General features: G+C 67.3%; 17 protein-coding genes. 7 read left to right on the forward strand and 10 right to left on the reverse strand.

Translation table 11 applies throughout. From position 1 onward, the window contains the following. Nucleotides 1-70: 70 nt before the first annotated feature. Genes folP through ABIC16_RS17835 form a run of 5 tightly spaced genes read right to left on the reverse strand, consistent with a single transcriptional unit; the run spans nt 71 to nt 6,681 of the window. A complete protein-coding gene (gene folP / locus ABIC16_RS17815) occupies nt 71-1,135 on the reverse strand; it encodes a dihydropteroate synthase (RefSeq protein ID WP_354292091.1) in 1,065 nt (354 codons plus the stop codon). A 58-nt stretch (nt 1,136-1,193) separates the two neighbouring features. Beyond that, nucleotides 1,194-4,595, reverse strand: coding sequence for a chromosome segregation protein SMC (smc, locus tag ABIC16_RS17820; protein ID WP_354292092.1), 3,402 nt, complete (start codon nt 4,593-4,595; stop codon nt 1,194-1,196). A gap of 19 nt (nt 4,596-4,614) precedes the next feature. Further along, nucleotides 4,615-5,367 carry a thioredoxin domain-containing protein gene (locus ABIC16_RS17825; RefSeq protein ID WP_354292093.1) on the reverse strand — a complete coding sequence of 251 codons (753 nt, stop codon included), beginning with the start codon at nt 5,365-5,367 and terminating at the stop codon, nt 4,615-4,617. A gap of 25 nt (nt 5,368-5,392) precedes the next feature. Further along, entirely contained in the window at nt 5,393-6,121 is a 729-nt protein-coding gene (locus ABIC16_RS17830) for a thioredoxin domain-containing protein (RefSeq protein WP_354292094.1), read from the reverse strand. Beyond that, entirely contained in the window at nt 6,118-6,681 is a 564-nt protein-coding gene (locus ABIC16_RS17835; RefSeq protein ID WP_354292095.1) for a DUF721 domain-containing protein, read from the reverse strand. Before ABIC16_RS17835 ends, ABIC16_RS17830 begins: the two co-directional genes overlap by 4 nt. A gap of 50 nt (nt 6,682-6,731) precedes the next feature. Between ABIC16_RS17835 and ABIC16_RS17840 the strand changes: the two genes are divergently transcribed. The 4 genes from ABIC16_RS17840 to ABIC16_RS17855 all read left to right on the forward strand — a co-directional run bounded on the left by ABIC16_RS17840 (nt 6,732) and on the right by ABIC16_RS17855 (nt 11,757). Further along, nucleotides 6,732-7,745: an A/G-specific adenine glycosylase gene (locus tag ABIC16_RS17840; protein WP_354292377.1), complete on the forward strand. Its 1,014-nt coding sequence runs from the start codon at nt 6,732-6,734 to the stop codon at nt 7,743-7,745. After that, the gene (locus ABIC16_RS17845) at nt 7,745-9,079 is read left to right on the forward strand and encodes a serine hydrolase domain-containing protein (protein WP_354292378.1); all 1,335 of its coding nucleotides are present in this window, start codon (nt 7,745-7,747) and stop codon (nt 9,077-9,079) included. Before ABIC16_RS17840 ends, ABIC16_RS17845 begins: the two co-directional genes overlap by 1 nt. After that, nucleotides 9,076-9,945 carry an NAD(+) diphosphatase gene (gene nudC / locus ABIC16_RS17850; RefSeq protein WP_354292096.1) on the forward strand — a complete coding sequence of 290 codons (870 nt, stop codon included), beginning with the start codon at nt 9,076-9,078 and terminating at the stop codon, nt 9,943-9,945. Before ABIC16_RS17845 ends, nudC begins: the two co-directional genes overlap by 4 nt. Nucleotides 9,946-10,218: 273 nt before the next feature. Continuing rightward, nucleotides 10,219-11,757, forward strand: coding sequence for a hypothetical protein (locus ABIC16_RS17855; RefSeq protein WP_354292097.1), 1,539 nt, complete (start codon nt 10,219-10,221; stop codon nt 11,755-11,757). Nucleotides 11,758-11,762: 5 nt separating this feature from the next. On the opposite strand, the gene ABIC16_RS17860 is transcribed toward ABIC16_RS17855, so the two are convergent. Then, the gene (locus ABIC16_RS17860) at nt 11,763-12,653 is read right to left on the reverse strand and encodes a prephenate dehydratase (protein ID WP_354292379.1); all 891 of its coding nucleotides are present in this window, start codon (nt 12,651-12,653) and stop codon (nt 11,763-11,765) included. Between the two features lie 146 nt (nt 12,654-12,799). On the opposite strand from ABIC16_RS17860, the gene ABIC16_RS17865 reads away from it, so the two are divergent. Beyond that, complete coding sequence (locus tag ABIC16_RS17865; RefSeq protein WP_354292098.1) at nt 12,800-13,465, forward strand: c-type cytochrome; 666 nt, start codon at nt 12,800-12,802, stop codon at nt 13,463-13,465. Between the two features lie 103 nt (nt 13,466-13,568). On the opposite strand, the gene ABIC16_RS17870 is transcribed toward ABIC16_RS17865, so the two are convergent. The 4 genes from ABIC16_RS17870 to ABIC16_RS17885 form a co-directional block, all read right to left on the reverse strand. Then, nucleotides 13,569-14,678: an ATP phosphoribosyltransferase regulatory subunit gene (locus ABIC16_RS17870; protein WP_354292099.1), complete on the reverse strand. Its 1,110-nt coding sequence runs from the start codon at nt 14,676-14,678 to the stop codon at nt 13,569-13,571. Continuing rightward, nucleotides 14,675-15,127, reverse strand: coding sequence for an endonuclease domain-containing protein (locus tag ABIC16_RS17875; RefSeq protein WP_354292100.1), 453 nt, complete (start codon nt 15,125-15,127; stop codon nt 14,675-14,677). Before ABIC16_RS17875 ends, ABIC16_RS17870 begins: the two co-directional genes overlap by 4 nt. Nucleotides 15,128-15,195: 68 nt before the next feature. Next, nucleotides 15,196-16,773 carry a phosphoglycerate dehydrogenase gene (gene serA, locus ABIC16_RS17880; protein WP_354292101.1) on the reverse strand — a complete coding sequence of 526 codons (1,578 nt, stop codon included), beginning with the start codon at nt 16,771-16,773 and terminating at the stop codon, nt 15,196-15,198. 137 nt (nt 16,774-16,910) lie between these two features. Further along, nucleotides 16,911-18,044, reverse strand: a complete 1,134-nt coding sequence (locus tag ABIC16_RS17885) for a phosphoserine transaminase (protein ID WP_354292102.1) — start codon at nt 18,042-18,044, stop codon at nt 16,911-16,913. Between the two features lie 147 nt (nt 18,045-18,191). Between ABIC16_RS17885 and ABIC16_RS17890 the strand changes: the two genes are divergently transcribed. After that, complete coding sequence (locus tag ABIC16_RS17890; RefSeq protein WP_277968961.1) at nt 18,192-18,824, forward strand: DUF4328 domain-containing protein; 633 nt, start codon at nt 18,192-18,194, stop codon at nt 18,822-18,824. A gap of 34 nt (nt 18,825-18,858) precedes the next feature. Further along, on the forward strand, nt 18,859-19,533 hold the full coding sequence (locus tag ABIC16_RS17895; RefSeq protein ID WP_277968962.1) for an extensin family protein: 675 nt from the start codon (nt 18,859-18,861) through the stop codon (nt 19,531-19,533). Nucleotides 19,534-19,537: the final 4 nt, after the last annotated feature.

A 19,537-nucleotide genomic window follows, 5' to 3' on the forward strand; every position in this document is an offset into this window, starting at 1 on the left:
TAACCAGAGTGTTATTTTCCGCTACGGACGCTTGACCGTGACGAACGGGGCGATTGAGCCGACCAGGCGTTCACCCCGCCACCAGCGCCTGATCGCGCAACCCGCGCCACACCCGCACCGCCTGAACCGTTTCGGCGACATCGTGAACGCGATGCAGCTGAACGCCAGCCTCGACACCCTTCAACGCAAGCGCAATCGACCCGCCGAGCCGTGCATCCGCCGCGGCTTCGTTCGACAGCGCGCCGATCATCCGCTTGCGGCTCGCGCCGAGCAGGACCGGGCAGCCGAGGCCGTGGAAGATCGCCAGGCCATTGAGCAAGGCGAGGTTCTCCGCAAGTGTCTTGCCGAAGCCGATTCCGGGATCGACGATGATCCGCGTACGATCGACCCCGCCCGCCACGACCGCGTCGATCCGCGCTTCCAGCCAGTCGAACACGTCGGTCAGCACATTGCCATAGCCGTGCGCACCGTGGCCGCCACCCGCCGGATCGGGTGAATGCATCAGCACGACCGGGCACCCCGCCCCCGCGACGACCTCCAGCGCGCGGTCGTCCCACAGCAGCGCGGCGACATCGTTGACGATCGCCGCCCCCGCCGCGAGCGCGGCTTCCATCACCCCAGCTTTGCGCGTGTCGATAGAAACCAGCGTTCCGCTCCGCGCGAGCCGTTCGACCACGGGCACGACGCGTGCGATCTCGTCGCCTTCCCACACCACCTGCGCACCGGGCCGGGTTGATTCGCCACCCACGTCGATGATCGCCGCGCCCGCCGCCGCCATCGCGACTCCGGCCGACGCCGCCGCTGCGGGATCTTCACCATGCGTGCCGCCGTCCGAGAAGCTGTCGGGCGTGACGTTGAGGATCGCGGCGACCGACGGCTGATCGAACCGGAGCGTCCGCTCCCCCAGCGTCATGGCGGCGCGCGGCGCGGTGATCCGGGCGTGGAGCCGCGCGGCGCGTTCGTCCGCCAGCAGATCAGCCAGCGCGGCGATCGGGACGGTGCGACGGCGACCGCGCTCGATGACGTCATAGGCGGCGAACCACAGCATCCCGCCCGCGAGCCGCGCGACCTCGCCATCGCGGCCGACGGGGGTATCGACGAACTGGACCGGGCGGAGGTGAAGAGGATCGCGCATCAGACCGTATGTCCTCGTTTCCCCAGCAGACGCCACCGGAAAAACCGACCGGACCGCATCACTCCGCCGCGAGCAGCGTCTCCGCCGCGCTGAGATCGACCGAGACCAGCCGGCTGACGCCCTGCTCGATCATCGTCACGCCGAACAGCCGGTGCATCCGGCTCATCGTCACCGCATTGTGCGTGACGATCAGGTAGCGCGTCTCGGTCTCGCGCGTCATCACGTCGAGAAGGTCGCAAAAACGCTCGATATTGGCGTCATCCAGCGGTGCATCGACTTCATCCAGTACGCAAATCGGCGCTGGGTTGGTCAAAAACAGCCCGAAAATGAGCGCAACCGCGGTCAGTGCCTGCTCGCCACCCGACAGCAGGGTGAGCGATTGCAGCTTCTTCCCCGGCGGCTGCGCCATGATCTCGAGCCCCGCCTCGAGCGGATCGTCCGAGTCGACCAGCTCCAGATGCGCGGCGCCGCCATTGAACAACGTCGTGAAAAGCCGTCGAAAATGTCCATCGACCGCCTCGAACGCGGCGAGCAACCGCTGCCGCCCCTCGCGGTTGAGCGTCCCGATCGACCCGCGCAGCCGATTGACCGCCAGCCCCAGTTCCTCGCGCTCGGCGGCATTCCCCTGCGATGCCGATTCCAGCTCGGCAAGTTCGCGCTCGGCGACCAAATTGACCGGCCCGATCCGCTCCCGGTCGACGTTAAGTTTCTCATGAACGGCGGATTCTTCCGCAGGGGAGCGCACCGTCGCACCGTCGAAGCCGACACGTTCGGGGAGCAACACCGACGGGCATTTGAAACGTTCGCCCGCAAGCCGGTTCATCTCGACTCGGCGCAATTCCTGGTTCTCCGCCCGCGCAGCCGCGCCAGCCCGCGCCTCGCGCGCCTGCGCGAGCGTTTCGGCGGCGGCAGCGGCGGTCGCCTCGGCAGCCCGGAGCGCGACATCGGCGGCGCGTTCGGCGCTTTGCGCGGCATCCGCATCTGCACGCGCGCTGGCATGAGTCGCTTCCAGCGCAATCACTTCAGCGGCGAGCGCCTCGGGCCGACCCGCCAGCGCCTCCGCCTCCAGCGCGAGCGCGGCATCACGTTTATCCATATCCGCGATCCGCTTGGCCGCCTCGCCCGCGCGGGTGCGCCAGCCCTTCGCCTCCGCCGCTATCGCCGCGAGCCGGTCACGCGCGCTGCCAAGGTCACGGTCGACCCCGCCACGGTCGGCGCGCGCGGTGGCGATCTCGGCGCGACGATGCTCCGCCGCGCGCGACAGTTCGGCGACGCGCGCGCGGGTAGCACTGCCGTCGGGAAGTGCTGCGTGAAGTGCGGCGGCACGGGTCACCTCGCCGGCGGCTTCGGCATGATCCGCCTCGACCCGCTCCCGCCGCGAGGCAAGATCGCTCCGTTGTGCCTCGATCCGCTCAATCGCGGCGGTCGCGCGATCCTCCGCGCGCGCCGCATCGCGCGCGCGGGTCTCAGCACTTTCGAGCAAGCGCCGGGCTGCCACTGCTGCGCTCCGCGCGTCCGCGATGGCCGCGTCGATCCGCGCCAGTTCGGTGTCAGCGGACTCGACCGCGCGTACCGCGGCTGGGCGCTGATCCTCGATCGCGCGCAACCGGTTCATCCGCTCGAGCCGTTCAGCAGCAGCGGCCCCGCTGGATTTCGCGACATAGCCGTCCCATCGTCGCAGACTTCCCCGCAGCGTGACCAGCCGCTGCCCGACCGCGAGCGCAACGCCCTCGTCCTTATCGACGACGAACACCTGCGCGAGCCGCCGCGCGAGCGCGGGCGGTGCGACGACTCGGTGCGCAAGCGGCACCGTTCCCGATGGCGCAGTCGGATCGTCAGGACAGACATCGGCGCCCGCCCAGAAGCGCTCGCTTGTCGTATCCAGGCCTGCCTCGAGATCATCCCCCAAAGCCGCCGCGAGCGCGCGCTCATACCCCGGTTCCGGACGCATCCGATCGAGCACGCGATCGCGCCCGTCGCGCTTGGTCGCGCGCGTTAGCGCCGCCGCCTCACTGTCGAGCGCCGCCAGATCGGCATGCGCGCCCGATCGCGCGGCCTGTGCGCGATCGCGCTGATCCCGCGCACCGCGTTCGTCGGCGTCGGCACGCGCAAGCCCGGCGCGCGCATCCTCGCCGTGTTGCAACGCCTGTGCACGGGCTTCTTGCGCAGCGGTTCGATTTGTGAGGAGCGGTGCAGCGTCGCCCAACGCCGCTGCTTCCGCCGCCACACGCGCGAGATCGCGCGCGCTGCGGTCCGCCCGTGCGCGCGCCGCTGCGAGCGCCGCCTCGGCAACGCGCGCATCCGCCACTTCGGTGGCCTGTGCAGCCAGCCCCTGCGCGAGCGCGACCTCGGCATCGCGTCCGGCGCGTTCCGCCTCGGCCTGGCGCGCTTCAAGCGTAGGAACGCGCGCGGTCATCTCCGCCAGCCGCGCCTCAGTGGTCCGGGTTTCGTCGGTCAGTCGCGCGATCGCCTCGGCGGCGTCGTGCGCGAGCGCGCCCTCGCGCAAGCGATCCTCCGACAACCGGGTGCGCGCCGAGGCCAGTTCGTCACGCCGCCGCACCGCTGCCGCTTGTTCGCCGCGCAAGGTTGCCAGCCGATGCGCCGCCTCGCTTGCCGCGTCACGCAGCGCTTGTGCGGCGGCGCGCGCGGTCGCCAGCGCCTCGGTTGCGGCGATTGCATAGGCCGCCGCCGCGCGCTGCGCTTCGGCCGCATCTGAGACCCGCGTCTCGCAGGTCGCTGCCTCGGCCTTGGCCGCATCCGCCGCCGCCTGCGCATCGCGCCAGCGCGCGTAGATCATCCGCGCCTCCGCCACCCGGATCTGGTCCGACAGAAGCCGATAGCGTTCGGCCTGCTTCGCCTGCCGCCGAAGCGATGCTGCCCGCGCATCCTGGTCGGAAATCAGTTCGTCGAGCCGCGCGAGGTTCGCCTCGGTCGCGCGCAATTTCTGCTCGGCATCGCGACGGCGGACGTGGAGGCCCGCAATCCCGGCGGCTTCCTCTAGCATCGCGCGGCGTTCGGCGGGCTTGGCCGCGATGATCGCGCCGATCCGCCCCTGGCTAACCAAAGCGGGAGAATGCGCGCCGGTCGCCGAATCCGCGAACAGCAACGCGACGTCTTTGGCGCGGACGTCGCGTCCGTCGATCCGATAGGCGGAACCCGTCCCGCGTTCGATCCGGCGGACGACTTCGCTTTCCTGCTCGCCCGACTCGATCAGCATCGACACTTCGGCGAAGTCGCGCGCGGGCCGGGTCGAGGTGCCCGCGAAGATTACGTCGTCCATCCCGGCCCCGCGCAGCGACCGCGCGGACGTCTCCCCCATCGTCCAGCGCAGCGCTTCGAGCAAATTGGACTTGCCGCACCCATTGGGCCCGACGATTCCGGTCAGCCCGGGTTCGATCCGCAGATCGGCGGCGTCGACGAAGCTCTTGAACCCCGACAGCCTGAGCCGCTTGATCTGCATCCCCCCGGACCTGTTCGGGTCAGCCGCCGGCGCGCTTCAGCGCCTGTTCGAGCTGCGGCCAGGCACCACCGGTCGGGTTCAGTTCTACCGGCTCATTGTTGATCAGGAAGGTCGGCGTGCTCTGGACGTTGTGATCGGCGTTGGCCTTAGCGGTCGCCTTGGTCAGCGCATCGAGCTGAGTCGAGTCCGCCAGACACGCACGCGCCTTCGCATCGGGCACGCCGCGCTGCTTGACGAAATCGAGATACCCCAGATCCTGAGCGAAGGTCGTCGCGATCGTCTGCGGCGATGCGCCCTGCATTCCCTGGACCTTCTGCCCGACTTCCTGCTCCTTCGCGAGCAGCGTCTGCTGGTTCGCCATCATCGCTTCCAACAGCGGGAAGAACGCGCTGTCGTCGACGCAATGGCCGAGCAGGATCGGCGCGATGTCGAGCGCACCGTGGATCGGGTAATCACGGAACTCGTACGAGACCTTACCGCTCGCGATATATTGCGCCTTGAGTAGCGGGAAGCCTTCCGCCTCGAACTGCGCGCAGAACGGGCACGCGCGCGAACCATATTCGACCAGCTTGATCGGCGCATCGGGGTTGCCCATGCGATAGCCATAGTCCGCGGTCTTGACGACCGTGTCGGTCCAACTCTGGCCAGAGGGAGCGGCCTTGCCCGCGACGGGCGCACTGGCGGCGGTGGTGGTGCCGGTGCCCTTGCTGTTGTCGCCACAACCGGCGACGAGCAGAGCGGGCAGCGCAAGCGCCAGGATACGGTTGGTCATGAAGCTAGCTCCTTGGTATCGGACGTTATTTAGCGGCAAGCGCGGTCTTCAGCACAGGCTCGAGCGTATCCCAGGCGAACACGTTCGGAATGACCTTGCCGTCAAGGATAAAGCTCGGCGTGCCGCTGATCTTGTAGGTCGACTGGCCGATGTTGGCGCGCGAGACGATCGTGTCGATCGCCTTGGGGTCCGCAAGACAGGCCGCAGCGCGCGCGCGCGGCAGGCCCATCTTCACGACCAGATCGGTATAGCCATAAAAGTCCGCCAGATAGGCCGCGACGACGTTGGGCGTCGCCTTTTCCAGTTCCTTGCCCTTCGCCTCGCCGACTTCGGCGGGCCGGCCGACCAGGCTCTTCTGCTGCGCCATCATCGCTTCCATCACGCGGAAGAAGTGCGGCAGCGGCACGCAATCGCCCAGCAGGATCGGCCCGAGGTCGAGCGCGCCATGCACCGGGTAATCGCGATATTCGTAGCTGACGCGTCCGTTCGCGACATAGCCCGCGACCAGCTTGGGTTCGCCCGCAACCGCGAATTCCGCGCAAGTCGGGCAAGTGCGTGCGCCATATTCGATCAGTTTGACCTTGGCGTCGGGGTTGCCCATCCGCACGCCACCTTCGGGCGTGCGAACCAGCGTGCGGGTCCAATCGACCGCCGCGGGGCGTGGCGCAGGTTTGCGCTGTACCGGCGCAGCCCCCACCGGCGCGACCAGCGCCGCGCTCGCCACGAGCGCGACCAAGCCTAGGCTCCGCATCATGCTTTCCGTTCCCCGATCACCGGCACGCCGCGCGATGCGGCGACCCCTGCGGCAAGCGCCTGGAGCACTGCCTTCAATTCCGGATCCGCGATCGTCCGCAGGCTCTCACCCAGCTCGGGCGGGGCGGGCGGGAGCACGGGCGGGGGCGTACGCTTGGCACGCGCGATGACATCGCCCTGCCGGATCTGTACCTTGGCGACCGCGGCATAGCCGAAGAAGCGATTGACCCGCTCGATGATCTCCGGCGCAATATGCTGCATCATCGTCGCATGCGCGCCGCGCACGACCAGGTTGAGCGTCCCGCCGGTGCGCTCGCCGTGCGGGAACTTGATCGATTCGGGTGCCGATACATTGGCATAGCGCGGGCCGACGATCTCGCCCCAGCGAGTCACGACAGCGCTCTGGACGAAGCCGAAACGGCGGAATGCCGCGCGTCCGGCGTCGGGCAGCAGTTCGGCGACCGAACGCGCGCGACCGCCGCGGCGATGCTCGGGCTGCGCGGGGGGTAACTTCGTCTTGGGGGGGGCTTTGGTGCCGCTGGTGCTCATCACGCCGTCCATGCCATAGCGATGCCGTGTCCGCCAAGCGTCCTTCCCAAATCGCCACCCATTTGCTCACCTGGTACGATGCGCACGCTCGCACGCTGCCGTGGCGCGCCGCGCCCAGAAGTAATGCGCCCGACCCGTATCGCGTGTGGCTGTCCGAGATCATGCTCCAGCAGACGACCGTCGCAGCGGTCACCCCGCGCTTCGCGGAATTCGTCGCGCGCTGGCCGAGCGTCGAGGCGCTTGCCGCCGCGCCCGAGGCCGATCTCATGGCGGCGTGGGCGGGGCTCGGCTATTATGCCCGTGCGCGCAATCTTCATGCCTGCGCGCGGGCAGTAGTCGCAGCGGGCGGGTTCCCCACGACCGAGGCGGGCCTCCTCACGCTGCCCGGAGTTGGTGCCTATACCGCTGCTGCGATCGCCGCGATCGCGTTCGGGGAGCGCGCGGTGGTGGTCGACGCCAATGTCGCCCGCGTCGTCGCGCGACTGTTCGCGATCGAGAACCCACTCCCCGGCGGCATGGCCGAGGTCCGCGCAGCGACCGATACGATCACGCCGGACACGCGCTCGGGCGACTTCGCCCAGGCGATGATGGACCTCGGATCCAGCGTCTGTACCCCGCGCACCCCGCGCTGCCTTGCCTGCCCGCTGTCCGCCGACTGCATGGCCTACGCGCAAGGCAACCCCGAGGGTTTCCCGATCAAGCAGCCCAAGCCGGTCAAGCCGCAACGCTACGGCACGATCTTCTGGCTCGAACAGGACGACCGCGTACTGCTGGTCCGCCGTCCGCCGCGCGGGCTGCTCGGCGGGATGCGCGCGCTGCCGACGGGGGCGTGGGCGGATGCACCGCCGGGGCTCGCCGATCCTCCGGTCGCCGCCGGGTGGACCCCCCTCCCCCAGACGGTCGAGCACGTCTTCACGCACTTCCGGCTCGAACTGTCGCTTGCCGTGGCGCACGGCGGTGGGCATGGCGATTCGAGTGAATGGTGGCCCATCGCCGAGCTCGACTCGGCCGGGTTGCCCACGGTCTTCGCCAAGGCGGCGACGGCGGTTCGGGTGGCAAACAGGAGAAGAAGATGATGAAACGGTATCTGGTTTTGGGAAGCGCCCTCGCCGCACTCTCCGCAGGCGCCGCGATCGCACAACAGCCGGCACCGCGGATGGTCTCGCAACCCGCTCCGCAAAACCAAACAGGCACGCCTGCACTACCCGCGACGCAGAAACTGTTCGCCGACTATATCGCCACCAACAAAATGCCCGGCATCGTCGGCGTGATCGGTCAAGGTGATGCCCCCCCCGCAGTCATCGCCGACGGCAAGCTCGGCGACGAGCCCGGCGCGGCTGCGACCGATGCCAACAGCCTGTGGCGCGTCTATTCGATGACCAAGCCGATCACCGCGATGGCGGCGATGATCCTGATCGAGGAAGGCAAGATCAAGCTCGACCAGCCGATCAGCGACTTCATCCCCGCGTTCAAATATATGAAGGTTCAGGTCAGCCCGGATTCGCTGACCGCGCTGCCCGCCACCCATGCGATCACGGTGCGCCAGTTGCTCACCCACACTGCGGGGCTCGGCTATACGATCATCACCAAGGGCCCTTTGCTCAAGGCGTATGAAGACGCCGGCATCACCCCCTTCACCGCCGACGTGAAAAGCGAAGCGCAGATGCGGCTCAAGCGCCCGGCGACGCTGGAGGCCTTCGCCAACAAGGTCGCGACGCTGCCGCTGATCGCGGAGCCCGGCACGCGCTGGAGCTACTCGATCGGGCTCGACGTGATGGGTCGCGTGATCGAAGTCGCGAGCAAGATGCCGTTCGACCGCTTCCTGCAGACGCGGATCTTCAAGCCGCTCAAGATGAACTCGACCTATTTCACTGTCCCTCAATCGGAAGTCCGCCGTCTCGCGACGGGCTATGCGATCGTCGGCGACAACCGCGTTCCGCTCGATCCGGCGGAGACCTCGGTCTATCTCCAGAAGCCGAGCTTCCCCTATGGTGGCGCGGGTCTGGTGATGTCGGCGGCGGATTACGACCGCTTCCTCCACATGCTCCAGAACGGTGGCACGCTCGACGGCAAGCGCATCCTCAAGCCGGCGACGGTCCAGCTCGCCATGTCCAACCTGCTCCCGCTCGGCGTGGTCTATCCGGGGTCGGTCTCGGCGACGGGCGGCACGACCAATGCGCAAGGGTTCGGCGCAGGCGGCTCGGTCACGCTGTACGATACGCCGGGCGGTCCGGGTAAGGGCACCTACAGCTGGGGTGGCGCTGCGGGCACGATCGCTTGGGTCGATCCGGCCAACAAGGTCCGCGCGACGATCATGGTCAATTACCTGCCGAGCGACAAATATCCGGTCCGCGCGGAGGCGACCAAGACGGTCTATGCCGATCTCGCGCCGGTTTTGGTCAAGCGGTGATCGCACCAGGCTTTACCGGCGGGACGCTCGACCGGGCGGACGTGCTGCGCCACGACGAGGCGGGGCTTGCCGCGCTGACCTCGGACTGGCGCTCGCGGCTGCTGCGGCTCGACGGGTTCGATCCCGTGCTGATGGGCGACGGCACGCTCGGCTGGACCACGCTTGCCGACGTACCGGACGGGGCCGAGCTCGTGTTGCTCGGGCTTGACGAGAACGGACGCGGGCATTTCGCGGCCTATGTGCCGGGAATGCGCGCGCCGCCAGGCCGCTCACCGCGACTGTTCGGGCTGCTCGGGCAATTCGCGCCGGGCGAGGCGGCGACCTATGCCGCCGCGCGCAGCGTGCTCGACTGGCATAGCCGCCATCAGTTCTGCGCGAATTGCGGACACCAGACCGAGATGTTCCGTGCAGGCTGGGGGCGGCGGTGCCCGTCGTGCAAGGCCGAGCATTTCCCGCGAGTCGATCCGGTCGTCATCATGATCGCCGAACATGACGGGCGCGCCTTGCTGGGGCGGCAACCCGCCTTCCCGCCCGGTCGCTATTCGGCGCTGGCGGGGTTCCTCGAACCCGGCGAATCGATCGAGGAAGCGGTCGCGCGCGAGATCATGGAAGAAGCGGGCGTACGTGTGCGCGACGTGCGCTACATCGCGAGCCAGCCATGGCCGTTCCCCTCGTCGCTGATGGTGGCGTGCGTCGGGATCGCGGAGAACGACACGATCACGCTCGACACCAACGAGCTGGAAGACGCGATCTGGGTCTCGCGCGAGGACGTGCGCGCGGTGCTGGCCGGGGGTGACGGACCGTTCCTGCCACCGCCGGCTTATGCGATTGCGTTTACGCTGCTGACGGCCTGGGCGGAGGGGTAACGGCGGCCTTTTTCCCCTCCCTGGAAACGATGGGTCAGGGATGGGGCGCTCTCCGGAACAGGCGGCGTCCGATCGACGGGCCAGCCCCTCCCTTTCCTGGAGGGGAGACCATAGCGCTAGCCGTTTTGCCATTTGGCTGTTGGACTGCAGCACCATGCTTTGCGAAGGGCATTCGAGCGACCGCCAACACACTGAAGACAAAGATCTTCCTAGCGGTCGCAAAGTACGGCACACGAAGCAGCTTTTAAATTCCGCAGTAAAGTCGTTCGTCCGATGCAGCCCGTTTCGCACCCTATTTCAGCGAACGACCTACCGAACGGTTGGTGGGAACGGCGCAGCGTCGTCTTTCTTCTGGTCCTGCTCGGTCTTGCACCACTGGCGTGGCCGGCCTTGCCACCACTGGTCGATCTTCCCGGACACATGGGTCGCTGGCACGTCCAGATGGCGATCGGCGCCTCCCCCGATCTGTCGCGCTATTACGCCTTCACCTGGGCGCCGGTCGGCAACCTCGGCATGGATGTGTTGGTCCCGTTGCTCGCCGTGCTGCTTCCCTTCGAGCTTGCCGCCAAGGTTGGCGTGATGCTGATTCCACTGCTGACGATGGTTGGTATGCTGTACGTCGCACGGACGGCGCATGGTCGGATTCCTCCCACGGCACTTGCCGCGCTGCCCTTCGCATACGCCTGGCCATTCCAGTTTGGCTTCGTCAATTTCGTGTTGGCGCAGGGGCTTGCGCTTTGCGCCTTTGGACTTTGGTTGCAGCTTGGACGCGATCGGCGGTTGGTGCTGCGGGCTTCGTTGTTCGCCCCGATCGCCTGCCTGCTGTGGTTTGCGCACAGCTTTGGCTGGGCGCTGTTCTGCGTAATGGCGGCAGGCGCGGAACTTGCCCGCATACATGGAGGGTGGCGGACATGGGGCTTGCAGCTTGGCAAGGCCGCGCTGCAGGGCATGCCGCTCGCGCTGCCGAGCCTGCTGATGATTGCGAGCCCAAGCGGTACCCGCGCTGCGCCGGACGACTGGTTCAACTGGATCGCGAAGGGCCAGTGGTTCCTGTCGATGCTGCGGGATCGCTGGCTCGCGGTCGACATCGCCTCGATCGTCATAGTCCTGCTGATACTGTACGTTGGGGTTCGCACACCGAATCTTCGGTTCACGCATACGCTCGGGATTCCGGCGGTGCTGTGCTTCCTCGCGTTCATCCTGCTCCCCCGGTTGGCGTTTGGTGGGGCTTATGTCGACATGCGGATCTTGCCGGCGACGATGACGCTAGCACTGCTCGCGATGCAGCCGCCGAACGACGGTTCGCGCCTGGCGTCCAGGCTCGCGGTCGCCTCCGTCGCCTTTTTCGTGGCCCATACTGCCGCAACGACGATGAGTTTTGCGCTCCGCTCAGACGAGCAACAGCGCGAACTGGTAGCGATCAATCATATCCCGCGTGGCGCCGCCGTGCTGTCATTGGTCGCGCGCCCGTGCGCCCAACGCTGGTCGGACATGCGGCGCGATCACCTGCCGGGGATCGCCATCGTCCGCCGCGACGCGTTCACTAACGAACAATGGGCGCTGGAGGGACAGCAGTTACTGCAGATCCGCCATTTGGCCGCGGCCCCGTATCTGACCAACCCCTCTCAATCGGTCTCTTCGGCGGCGTGTCCTGATCGGGGGGCGAACCTGACGGTCGCCCTCCGGACGTTCCCCCGCGTCGCATTCACGCATGTCTGGACGATTGGATTCGCGCCGGTCGTACACCGGATGCCCGATCTGGAGCTGATCTGGACCAACCGCACGTCCGCGCTGTACCAGGTGCGCCGCTAGCCTGTTTACCCGCGCGCGCGCGCCTGACGATACGTCCCCAGTACGCGCACCCATTTCGAATGGAATGCCAGTTCCGCCAACGCGCGGCCCAGACCCGGGTCGCTCGGCCGTCCATCGACGTCGGCGTAGAATTCGGTCGCCGCGAAGCTGCCGCCGCGCTGGTAGCTCTCTAACTTGGTCATGTTGACGCCGTTGGTCGCGAAGCCGCCCATTGCCTTGTACAAAGCGGCGGGGACGTTGTTCACTTCGAAGATCAGCGTCGTCATCCACGGCCCGTCGCCAACCGGCTCGTGCCCTTCGCGCGCGAGCACGACGAACCGCGTGGTGTTGTGCTCGGCATCCGCAATGTCGGTTGCCAGCGTGTCGAGCCCGTAGAGCGCCGCAGCCCCCGGCGGCGCCAGCGCCGCGAGCGTTGGATCGGCACGCTCCGCTACCACCGCCGCCGCGCCCGCGGTATCGGGATAGGCGACTGGCAAGATACCGCGGTCGCGCAGCCATAGCCGGCATTGTCCAAGCGCCTGCGGATGGCTCATCGCCTCGCGCACTTCCGACAGTGGCCCAATGCCCATGAGCGCGTAGCGGATGGCGAGGAAATGCTCGCCGGTGATGACCAGCCCCGATTCGGGAAGCAGGAAATGCATGTCCGCAACGCGCCCGTGGAGCGAATTCTCGATCGGGATGATCGCGCAGTCCGCGCGGAAATCGCGCACCGCTTCGATCGCGTCGGCGAAGTCGAAACACGGCAGCGGCAGGCAGTCGGGGAATGCCTGCAGCGCGGCGATGTGCGAATTGGCTCCAGGGGCGCCCTGGAACGCAACAGCACGCGACGGCTCGGCAATCGCCGCGTTTGTCATCTGCTCGACGAGCGCGCGGGCGGGGGCGGCAAAGTTTTCCATACGGCCCCGGCGCGTACCCGGCTCGTCCACGAACGGCAAGCGTCGGTACACGCGCGGCTTGCGATGCGCGTCCGGCGAATCTATGCACTTGTGAAATCATCGCGGCTCCACCGAGGGCCGGACATCGGCAGGGGCAGCGGCACGACATGGACAACCGGACCAATACGATCGCAGGCTGGGTGCTCGGCACGATGGGCCTGGCGCTCGCACTGACGATCGGCGGCAACATGCTCGTCAAGCCGATCGCTTCCGAAAAGGAAGGCTATCCGATCGAGGCCCCCGCCGAGGGTGGCGAAGGCGGTGCCGCCGTTGCCGACGAACCGATTGCCGCATTGCTCGCCAAGGCCGACGCCGCACACGGCGCCGAAGTGTTCAAGAAGTGCACCGCCTGCCACTCGGTCGCGCAGGGCGGCGCGAACGGCATCGGCCCGAACCTGTACGGCACGGTCGGCGAGGCAATCGCGCAGGGCAAGGGCGGCTACGCCTTCTCGGACGCGCTCAAGAAGGCGGGCGCGGGCAAGAAGTGGGACTTTGAGGAGCTCAACAAGTGGCTCACCTCGCCGCGTGGCTATGCCGCCGGGACCAAGATGACCTTCGCCGGGCTGACTGCTGGCAAGGATCGCGCCGACGTGATCCTGTATCTCAACCAGCAGGGCTCGAACGTACCGTTGCCGCCGCCGCCCGCTGGCGCGCCGACCGCGACCGATGCGAAGACCCCGCCCGCCGCGGGTGAGGCCGATCCGGGTGGCAAGGCGTCGCCGAGCGTCGAGGATCTTGGCAACACCACGGTTCCTGCAGCCGCAGGAAAGTAAACCGGGCTACTCCGTTCGCTTCGAGCGAAGTCGAGAAGCCGGGCACAGTGCAGGTTTCTCGACGACGCTCCAAACGAACGGATGATGTGGAAGGCGTCGACCTCTAGAGCGCGCGCGGTTCACCCTCGGCGAGGAAGTGCGTGCAGAGCTGCGCTTCGGGCGTATCCCCTGCCTCCAGCGCAGCAACCGTAACCCACCCGGCCGCGCGCATTGCCGCCGCCACCGCAGAATCAGTCCCCATCGGCACAAACAACCGCCGCCGGTCGACCTCTGCCAATCCCGCCGCGACGATCGCATCGGCATAAAGCGAGAAGCCGACCGCGGATTCCTCCGCACCACCCTCGTGCATGATCGTATAGGTGCCGCCGCGCCCAATCTCGCCGCGCACACCGCCCGCGAAGATCGAGAAGCCGAGCCAGCTCTGATATTCGAACCCGTGCCGCTCGGTCGGATCGAGCGTCAACGCGACGCGGCCCTTTAGGCCGTCCGCGATCTTCCACAAGGCGTCGAGCCGCGAGGTCAGCGCGCCGCGCGCGTCGAATGCGCACAGCCGGTCGTGCGCGGTCTCGAACGGGCCGGCAGCCTCGATCAGCGGGAGATAGGCGGGTGCGATCGCCGCGACTCCGCCCGCGTCCTTGGCATCGAGCCGGTCGCGGAGCGCATCGATCTGCGCCGCGTCGATCGGGAAGGGGCCGCCCGCCAGCACGTCGATCAGATCGGGGAGGGTGAAGTCGATCGAGATGTTGGTGACGCCCGCCGCCTCGAGCGCGGTGACCGCGACCTCGACCACTTCGCGCGCCGCCGCGACCGTATCGAGCCCGATCAGCTCGCAGCCGATCTGGCGGAGTTCGCGCTCGGGCGCGAGTTGCGAGGCGCGGAGTTTCAGCACCGGGCCGGCATAGGACAGCCGCACCGGGCGCGGGTGATGCGCCATGCGGGTGGCGGCGATCCGGCCGATCTGCGCGGTCATGTCGGGGCGAATCGCGAGCGTCGCCTGGCTGACCGGATCGACGAAGCGCACCGCATCCTGCGCGCGCGCGGCCTTGAGGCGACCGGCGAGGCCAGCCTCGAACTCGGCGAGCGCGGGGTCGGCGCGTTCGTAGCCATAGGCGTAGGCGGCAGCGAGGGCGGCGGCCTCCAGCCGGGCGGCGGCATCGGCGAAGGGGGGGAGCCGGTCACGAAAGCCGGTCGGGAGGAGCGCGGTGGTGCTCACTGCTCCCTCTCCCCGCTTGCGGGGAGTTTCAGGTCGGTCATGCCCCCGGCATGACGTGAACAGCACGGGGTGCTGTTCACCTGAAACTGGCCGGGGAGAGGGGGGCTCACAAGGGCGCCAAGAATCGCCTCAAGGACTGCCGCCTCATTTCCCATCACATCGGCGTTATTGAATCGAATCACGCGGTAGCCCTGCTTTTGCAGCCAATCCGTCCGGCTGCGGTCTTTAGCCTCGTTGCCGCCGTGCGTGTCTCCGTCAACCTCAACGATCAATTTGTGCGAACGTGCGACGAAATCGGCGACAAAGGGACCGATCGGGACTTGGTGTAAGAACTTGATACCATTGAGACGATGGGCTCGGAGCCTGTACCACAGGCGCGCTTCTGCGACCGTGGGTTCTCGGCGCATGGCTTTGGCGCGCTGCAGCATCGTGCCGTGCGAGTTTTTCATGTGTCCCCCTCTCCCCGACCCTCTCCCCGCAAGCGGGGAGAGGGAGAAGGAAGGGTACCGCGTCCTTGTTAGAACGCCAGACCCATCGCGGTCACCACACCCGGCAGCGCGCGGACCTGCGCGAGAAGTTCCGGCGTCAGCGCCTCGTCGATCGACAGCAGCAGCACAGCCTCGCCACCCGCCGAGCGGCGACCGAGGTGGAACGTCCCGATGTTGACCCCGCCCGTACCAAGCAACGTCCCCAGACGCCCGATGAACCCCGGCGCATCCTCGTTGACGACATACAGCATGTGGCCCGCCAGATCGGCCTCGACCTTGATCCCGAACAGTTCGACCAGCCGCGGCGCGGCATCGCCGAACAGCGTGCCCGCGACCGACCGCTCGCCCGCATCGGTCTTGACCGAGACGCGCAGCAGCGTGTGGTAATCGCCCTCGCGCTCGGTGCGGACTTCGCGGACTTCCATGCCGCGCTCCTTGGCGAGCAACGGCGCGTTGACCATGTTGACCGTGTCGGTCTGCGTCCGCAAGAACCCTGCGAGCACCGCCGACACCATCGGCTTCTGATTGAGCTCGGCGGCAGCCCCCTCGCTGTGGATCGAGATCCGCGCGATCGCGCCGTGCGTGAGCTGACCGACCAGCGACCCGAGCTTCTCGGCGAGCGCCATATACGGCTTGAGGCGCGGCGCTTCCTCGGCGGAGAGCGACGGCACGTTGAGCGCGTTGGTGATCCCGCCCGACATCAGATAATCCGACATCTGCTCGGCGACCTGAATCGCGACATTGACCTGCGCTTCGTCGGTCGAGGCCCCCAGATGCGGCGTCGAGACGAAGTTGGGCGTGCCGAACAGCGGCGAGTCCTTGGCCGGCTCCGTCACGAACACGTCGAGCGCCGCGCCGCCGATATGCCCCGAATCGAGCCCGGCCTTGAGCGCCGCCTCGTCGACCAAGCCGCCGCGCGCGCAGTTGATGATGCGCACGCCTTTCTTGGTCTTGGCGAGATTCTCGGCCGACAGGATGTTGCGGGTCTGGTCGGTGAGCGGGGTATGGAGCGTGATGAAGTCGGCGCGCGCGAGCAGTTCGTCGAGCTCGACCTTCTCGACGCCGAGTTCGACCGCGCGCTCGGGCGAGAGGAACGGATCATAGGCGACGACCTTCATCCGCAGGCCGAGCGCACGGTCGGCGACGATCCCGCCGATGTTGCCCGCGCCGATCAGGCCGAGCGTCTTGGCGGTCAGCTCGACCCCCATGAAGCGGTTCTTCTCCCACTTGCCAGCCTGCGTGCTGGCATCCGCTTCCGGAAGCTGGCGCGCGAGCGCGAACATGAGCGCGATGGCGTGCTCGGCGGTGGTGATCGAGTTGCCGAACGGGGTGTTCATCACGACGACGCCCTGCGCCGACGCGGCGGGAATGTCGACGTTGTCGACACCGATGCCGGCGCGGCCGATGACCTTGAGGTTGGTCGCGGCGGCAAGGATCGCCTTGGTCACCTTGGTCGAGCTGCGGATCGCGAGGCCGTCATATTGGCCGATGATCGCGATGACTTCTTCCGGGGTCTTGCCGGTGATCTCGTCGACCTCGACGCCGCGTTCGCGGAAGATCTGCGCGGCTTTGGGGTCCATTTTGTCGGAAATGAGGACTTTTGGCATGATTTTTCCTTCTGCTCCCTCTCCCCTTCAGGGGAGAGGGTCGGGGAGAGGGGAAGTGGGAAATTCGGGAGAGGGTGGCGTGCTGGACTGCCCCTCTCCCCGGCCCTCTCCCCGCAAGCGGGGAGAGGGAGAAGCGGTTACGCGGCCTTCACGCTCGCATAGGCCCAGTCGAGCCACGGCCCGAGCGCGACGATATCCGCGGTGTCGACGGTCGCGCCGCACCAGATGCGCAGCCCCGGCGGTGCATCGCGATAGCCCGCGATGTCATAGGCCGCCTTTTCCTTCTCGAGCAGCCCGGCGAACGCCTTGATGAACGCCTCGTCCGCACCCTCGACCGTCAGGCAGACGCTGGTCTTCGACCGCGTCGCTTCGTCCACCGCGAGGTGCCCGAGCCACGGCCGCTCCGCGACGATCTGGTCGAGCGCTGCGGCATTGGCGTCGCTGCGCGCGATCAGCCCATCCGCTCCGCCGACCGTCTTCGCCCATTCGAGCGCTGCGATACAGTCCTCGACCGCGAGCATCGAGGGCGTGTTGATCGTCTCGCCCTTGAACACACCTTCGGTCAGCTTGCCCTTAGAGACCAAGCGGAACACCTTCGGCAGCGGCCAGGCCGGCGTATAGCTCTCGAGCCGCTCGACCGCGCGCGGCCCGAGGATAAGCACGCCGTGCCCGCCCTCGCCGCCGAGCACTTTCTGCCAGGAGAAGGTTGCGACGTCGATCTTGTCCCAGTCGATGTCATAAGCGTACACCGCGCTGGTCGCGTCGGCGAAGGAGAGGCCTTCGCGGTCGGCGGGGATCCAGTCGGCGTTGGGTACGCGAACGCCCGAGGTGGTGCCGTTCCAGGTGAACAGCACGTCGTTCGACCAGTCGACCGCGCCCAGATCGGGCAGCTGGCCATAATCGGCGCGCACGACGGTGGGATCGATCTTGAGCTGCTTGACCGCGTCGGTGACCCAGCCTTCACCGAAGCTTTCCCAGGCGAGCGCGGTGACAGGCTTGGCACCCAGCATCGTCCACATCGCCATTTCATAAGCACCGGTGTCGGAGCCGGGGACGATCCCGATGCGATGCGTATCAGGGAGCTTCAACAGCTCGCGCATCAGGTCGATCGAATGTTGCAGCCGCGTCTTGCCGATCTTCGAGCGGTGCGAGCGCCCCAGCGAGTCGGTAGCGAGATTGGCGGCGGACCAGCCCGGAGGCTTGGCGCATGGGCCCGACGAAAAATACGGGCGTGCAGGCAGGTGCGCAGGACGCGCAGGCAGTTCAGTCATGTAGTCTCTCCTCACAGAGAGCACGCGCGGCGTTGGGACCGCGTGGCCCGTCGCCGCTCCTAGAGCCATCGCGCGCAACGTCAAGTCGTAACGATGGACAGCCACGCAACGATCGGTCAGGATCGTCGCTTACCGGGGGGTGAATTCATGCAAAACAACGAGCGCCGCGAGCGCGCGGCGACTTATGCAATCATGCTTTGGCTGGCGACGAGCTTGTGCGTGGCCGTATCGGGCGCAATGCTTGTTGCCAGCTTGGGTGGTACCGGCGCGATCTGGTCGGAGGCTGCACTGGAGGGAGTGGATCGCTTTACGGCGATCGCGGCCGGGATCTATTTCGCCGCTTACATCCTGTGCGCGGTCTGCGTCGCGCGCTGGCTATACCGCGCGAGCGCCAATGCGCATGCGGTGTCGGATCAGATGACAATTTCGCCTGGCTGGGGCATCGGATTTTTCTTCGTGCCGGTCGTCAATCTTTGGAAACCGTTCCAGGCGTTGCGCGAAACATGGCAGGCAAGCCTGTCGCCCGAGGCCCCCGACAACGTACCCGTCCCGACCACCATGCGGATCTGGTGGGGGCTGTGGCTGCTCGCTAGCGTGCTGGGAAACATAAGCTTTCGTCTGAGCGCGGGGGCGAAGACGGTCGCAGACGTGACGACCGGTGGCTGGCTCGACATCGTTTCCTTCGTCGTCGATCTCCCGTTGGCGGTGTCGTTGATCGTGGTGATCCGGCAGCTTAGCGCAAATCAGCGCGCGCTCATCGATACGCGGATTTTTGAGTAGCGGTCCGGACGCGCAAAGGCGCTAACAGTCCGGCATGTTGCGTAGCCTTGCCGTTGTTCTGCTTATGCTTTCGCTTGCCGCCTGCGCATCAGGGGGAAGTCGGGACAAGCAGCCGCCACAGCGCCCCGCCGGATCGCGGCCTGTGATGCTCAATCTGCCAACCAGCCGCGAGACCAAGGCGTGCTACGCCGACCTGTCGCGCGCCGAGGTGCGCTACTCCCCCCTGCCCGACCGCGATTTCGGCGGCGGATGCCAGATCGTCGGGACGGTGCAACTGCTGGACATCGGGATTCCCGTCACCAATCTCCGCGCGATGCGCTGTGGCCTAGCCCGAAGTTTTTCGGGCTGGGTCGAGCATGCGGTCGTCCCGGCCGCGCACCAGATGCTGGGGAGCGATCTGGTGCGGATCGAGAGCATGGGCACCTATGCCTGCCGCGCGGTCGTCGGGACCAAAGCGGGCTATGCCGGGCGGCTGTCGGGGCATGCCACCGCCAATGCGGTCGATGTTTCGGGGTTCGTGTTGCAGGATGGTCGGCGAATCACGATCCAGGGCGGGTGGAACAACCCCGATCCGAACATTCGCGCCTTCCTGCGGACGATCCGTGCGTCCGCGTGCCGGCGGTTCGGGACGGTGCTGAGCCCGGATTACAATGCGGCGCATTACAACCATCTGCACATCGAGGACGACCGCGCCGGTTTCTGCCGGTGATTCG

This window comes from Sphingomonas sp. PvP055 (assembly GCF_040546365.1).
Classification (GTDB): domain Bacteria; phylum Pseudomonadota; class Alphaproteobacteria; order Sphingomonadales; family Sphingomonadaceae; genus Sphingomonas; species Sphingomonas echinoides_A.

Excerpts from the sequence above, each read along its gene's own strand:
- folP (WP_354292091.1), bottom strand. The coding sequence starts at position 1,135 with ATGCGCGATCCTCTTCACCTCCGCCCGGTCCAGTTCGTCGATACCCCC.
- smc (WP_354292092.1), bottom strand. The coding sequence starts at position 4,595 with ATGCAGATCAAGCGGCTCAGGCTGTCGGGGTTCAAGAGCTTCGTCGAC.
- ABIC16_RS17825 (WP_354292093.1), bottom strand. The coding sequence starts at position 5,367 with ATGACCAACCGTATCCTGGCGCTTGCGCTGCCCGCTCTGCTCGTCGCC.
- ABIC16_RS17830 (WP_354292094.1), bottom strand. The coding sequence starts at position 6,121 with ATGATGCGGAGCCTAGGCTTGGTCGCGCTCGTGGCGAGCGCGGCGCTG.
- ABIC16_RS17835 (WP_354292095.1), bottom strand. The coding sequence starts at position 6,681 with ATGGACGGCGTGATGAGCACCAGCGGCACCAAAGCCCCCCCCAAGACG.
- ABIC16_RS17845 (WP_354292378.1), top strand. The coding sequence starts at position 7,745 with ATGAAACGGTATCTGGTTTTGGGAAGCGCCCTCGCCGCACTCTCCGCA.
- ABIC16_RS17855 (WP_354292097.1), top strand. The coding sequence starts at position 10,219 with ATGCAGCCCGTTTCGCACCCTATTTCAGCGAACGACCTACCGAACGGT.
- ABIC16_RS17860 (WP_354292379.1), bottom strand. The coding sequence starts at position 12,653 with ATGGAAAACTTTGCCGCCCCCGCCCGCGCGCTCGTCGAGCAGATGACA.
- ABIC16_RS17865 (WP_354292098.1), top strand. The coding sequence starts at position 12,800 with ATGGACAACCGGACCAATACGATCGCAGGCTGGGTGCTCGGCACGATG.
- ABIC16_RS17875 (WP_354292100.1), bottom strand. The coding sequence starts at position 15,127 with ATGAAAAACTCGCACGGCACGATGCTGCAGCGCGCCAAAGCCATGCGC.
- serA (WP_354292101.1), bottom strand. The coding sequence starts at position 16,773 with ATGCCAAAAGTCCTCATTTCCGACAAAATGGACCCCAAAGCCGCGCAG.
- ABIC16_RS17885 (WP_354292102.1), bottom strand. The coding sequence starts at position 18,044 with ATGACTGAACTGCCTGCGCGTCCTGCGCACCTGCCTGCACGCCCGTAT.
- ABIC16_RS17890 (WP_277968961.1), top strand. The coding sequence starts at position 18,192 with ATGCAAAACAACGAGCGCCGCGAGCGCGCGGCGACTTATGCAATCATG.
- ABIC16_RS17895 (WP_277968962.1), top strand. The coding sequence starts at position 18,859 with ATGTTGCGTAGCCTTGCCGTTGTTCTGCTTATGCTTTCGCTTGCCGCC.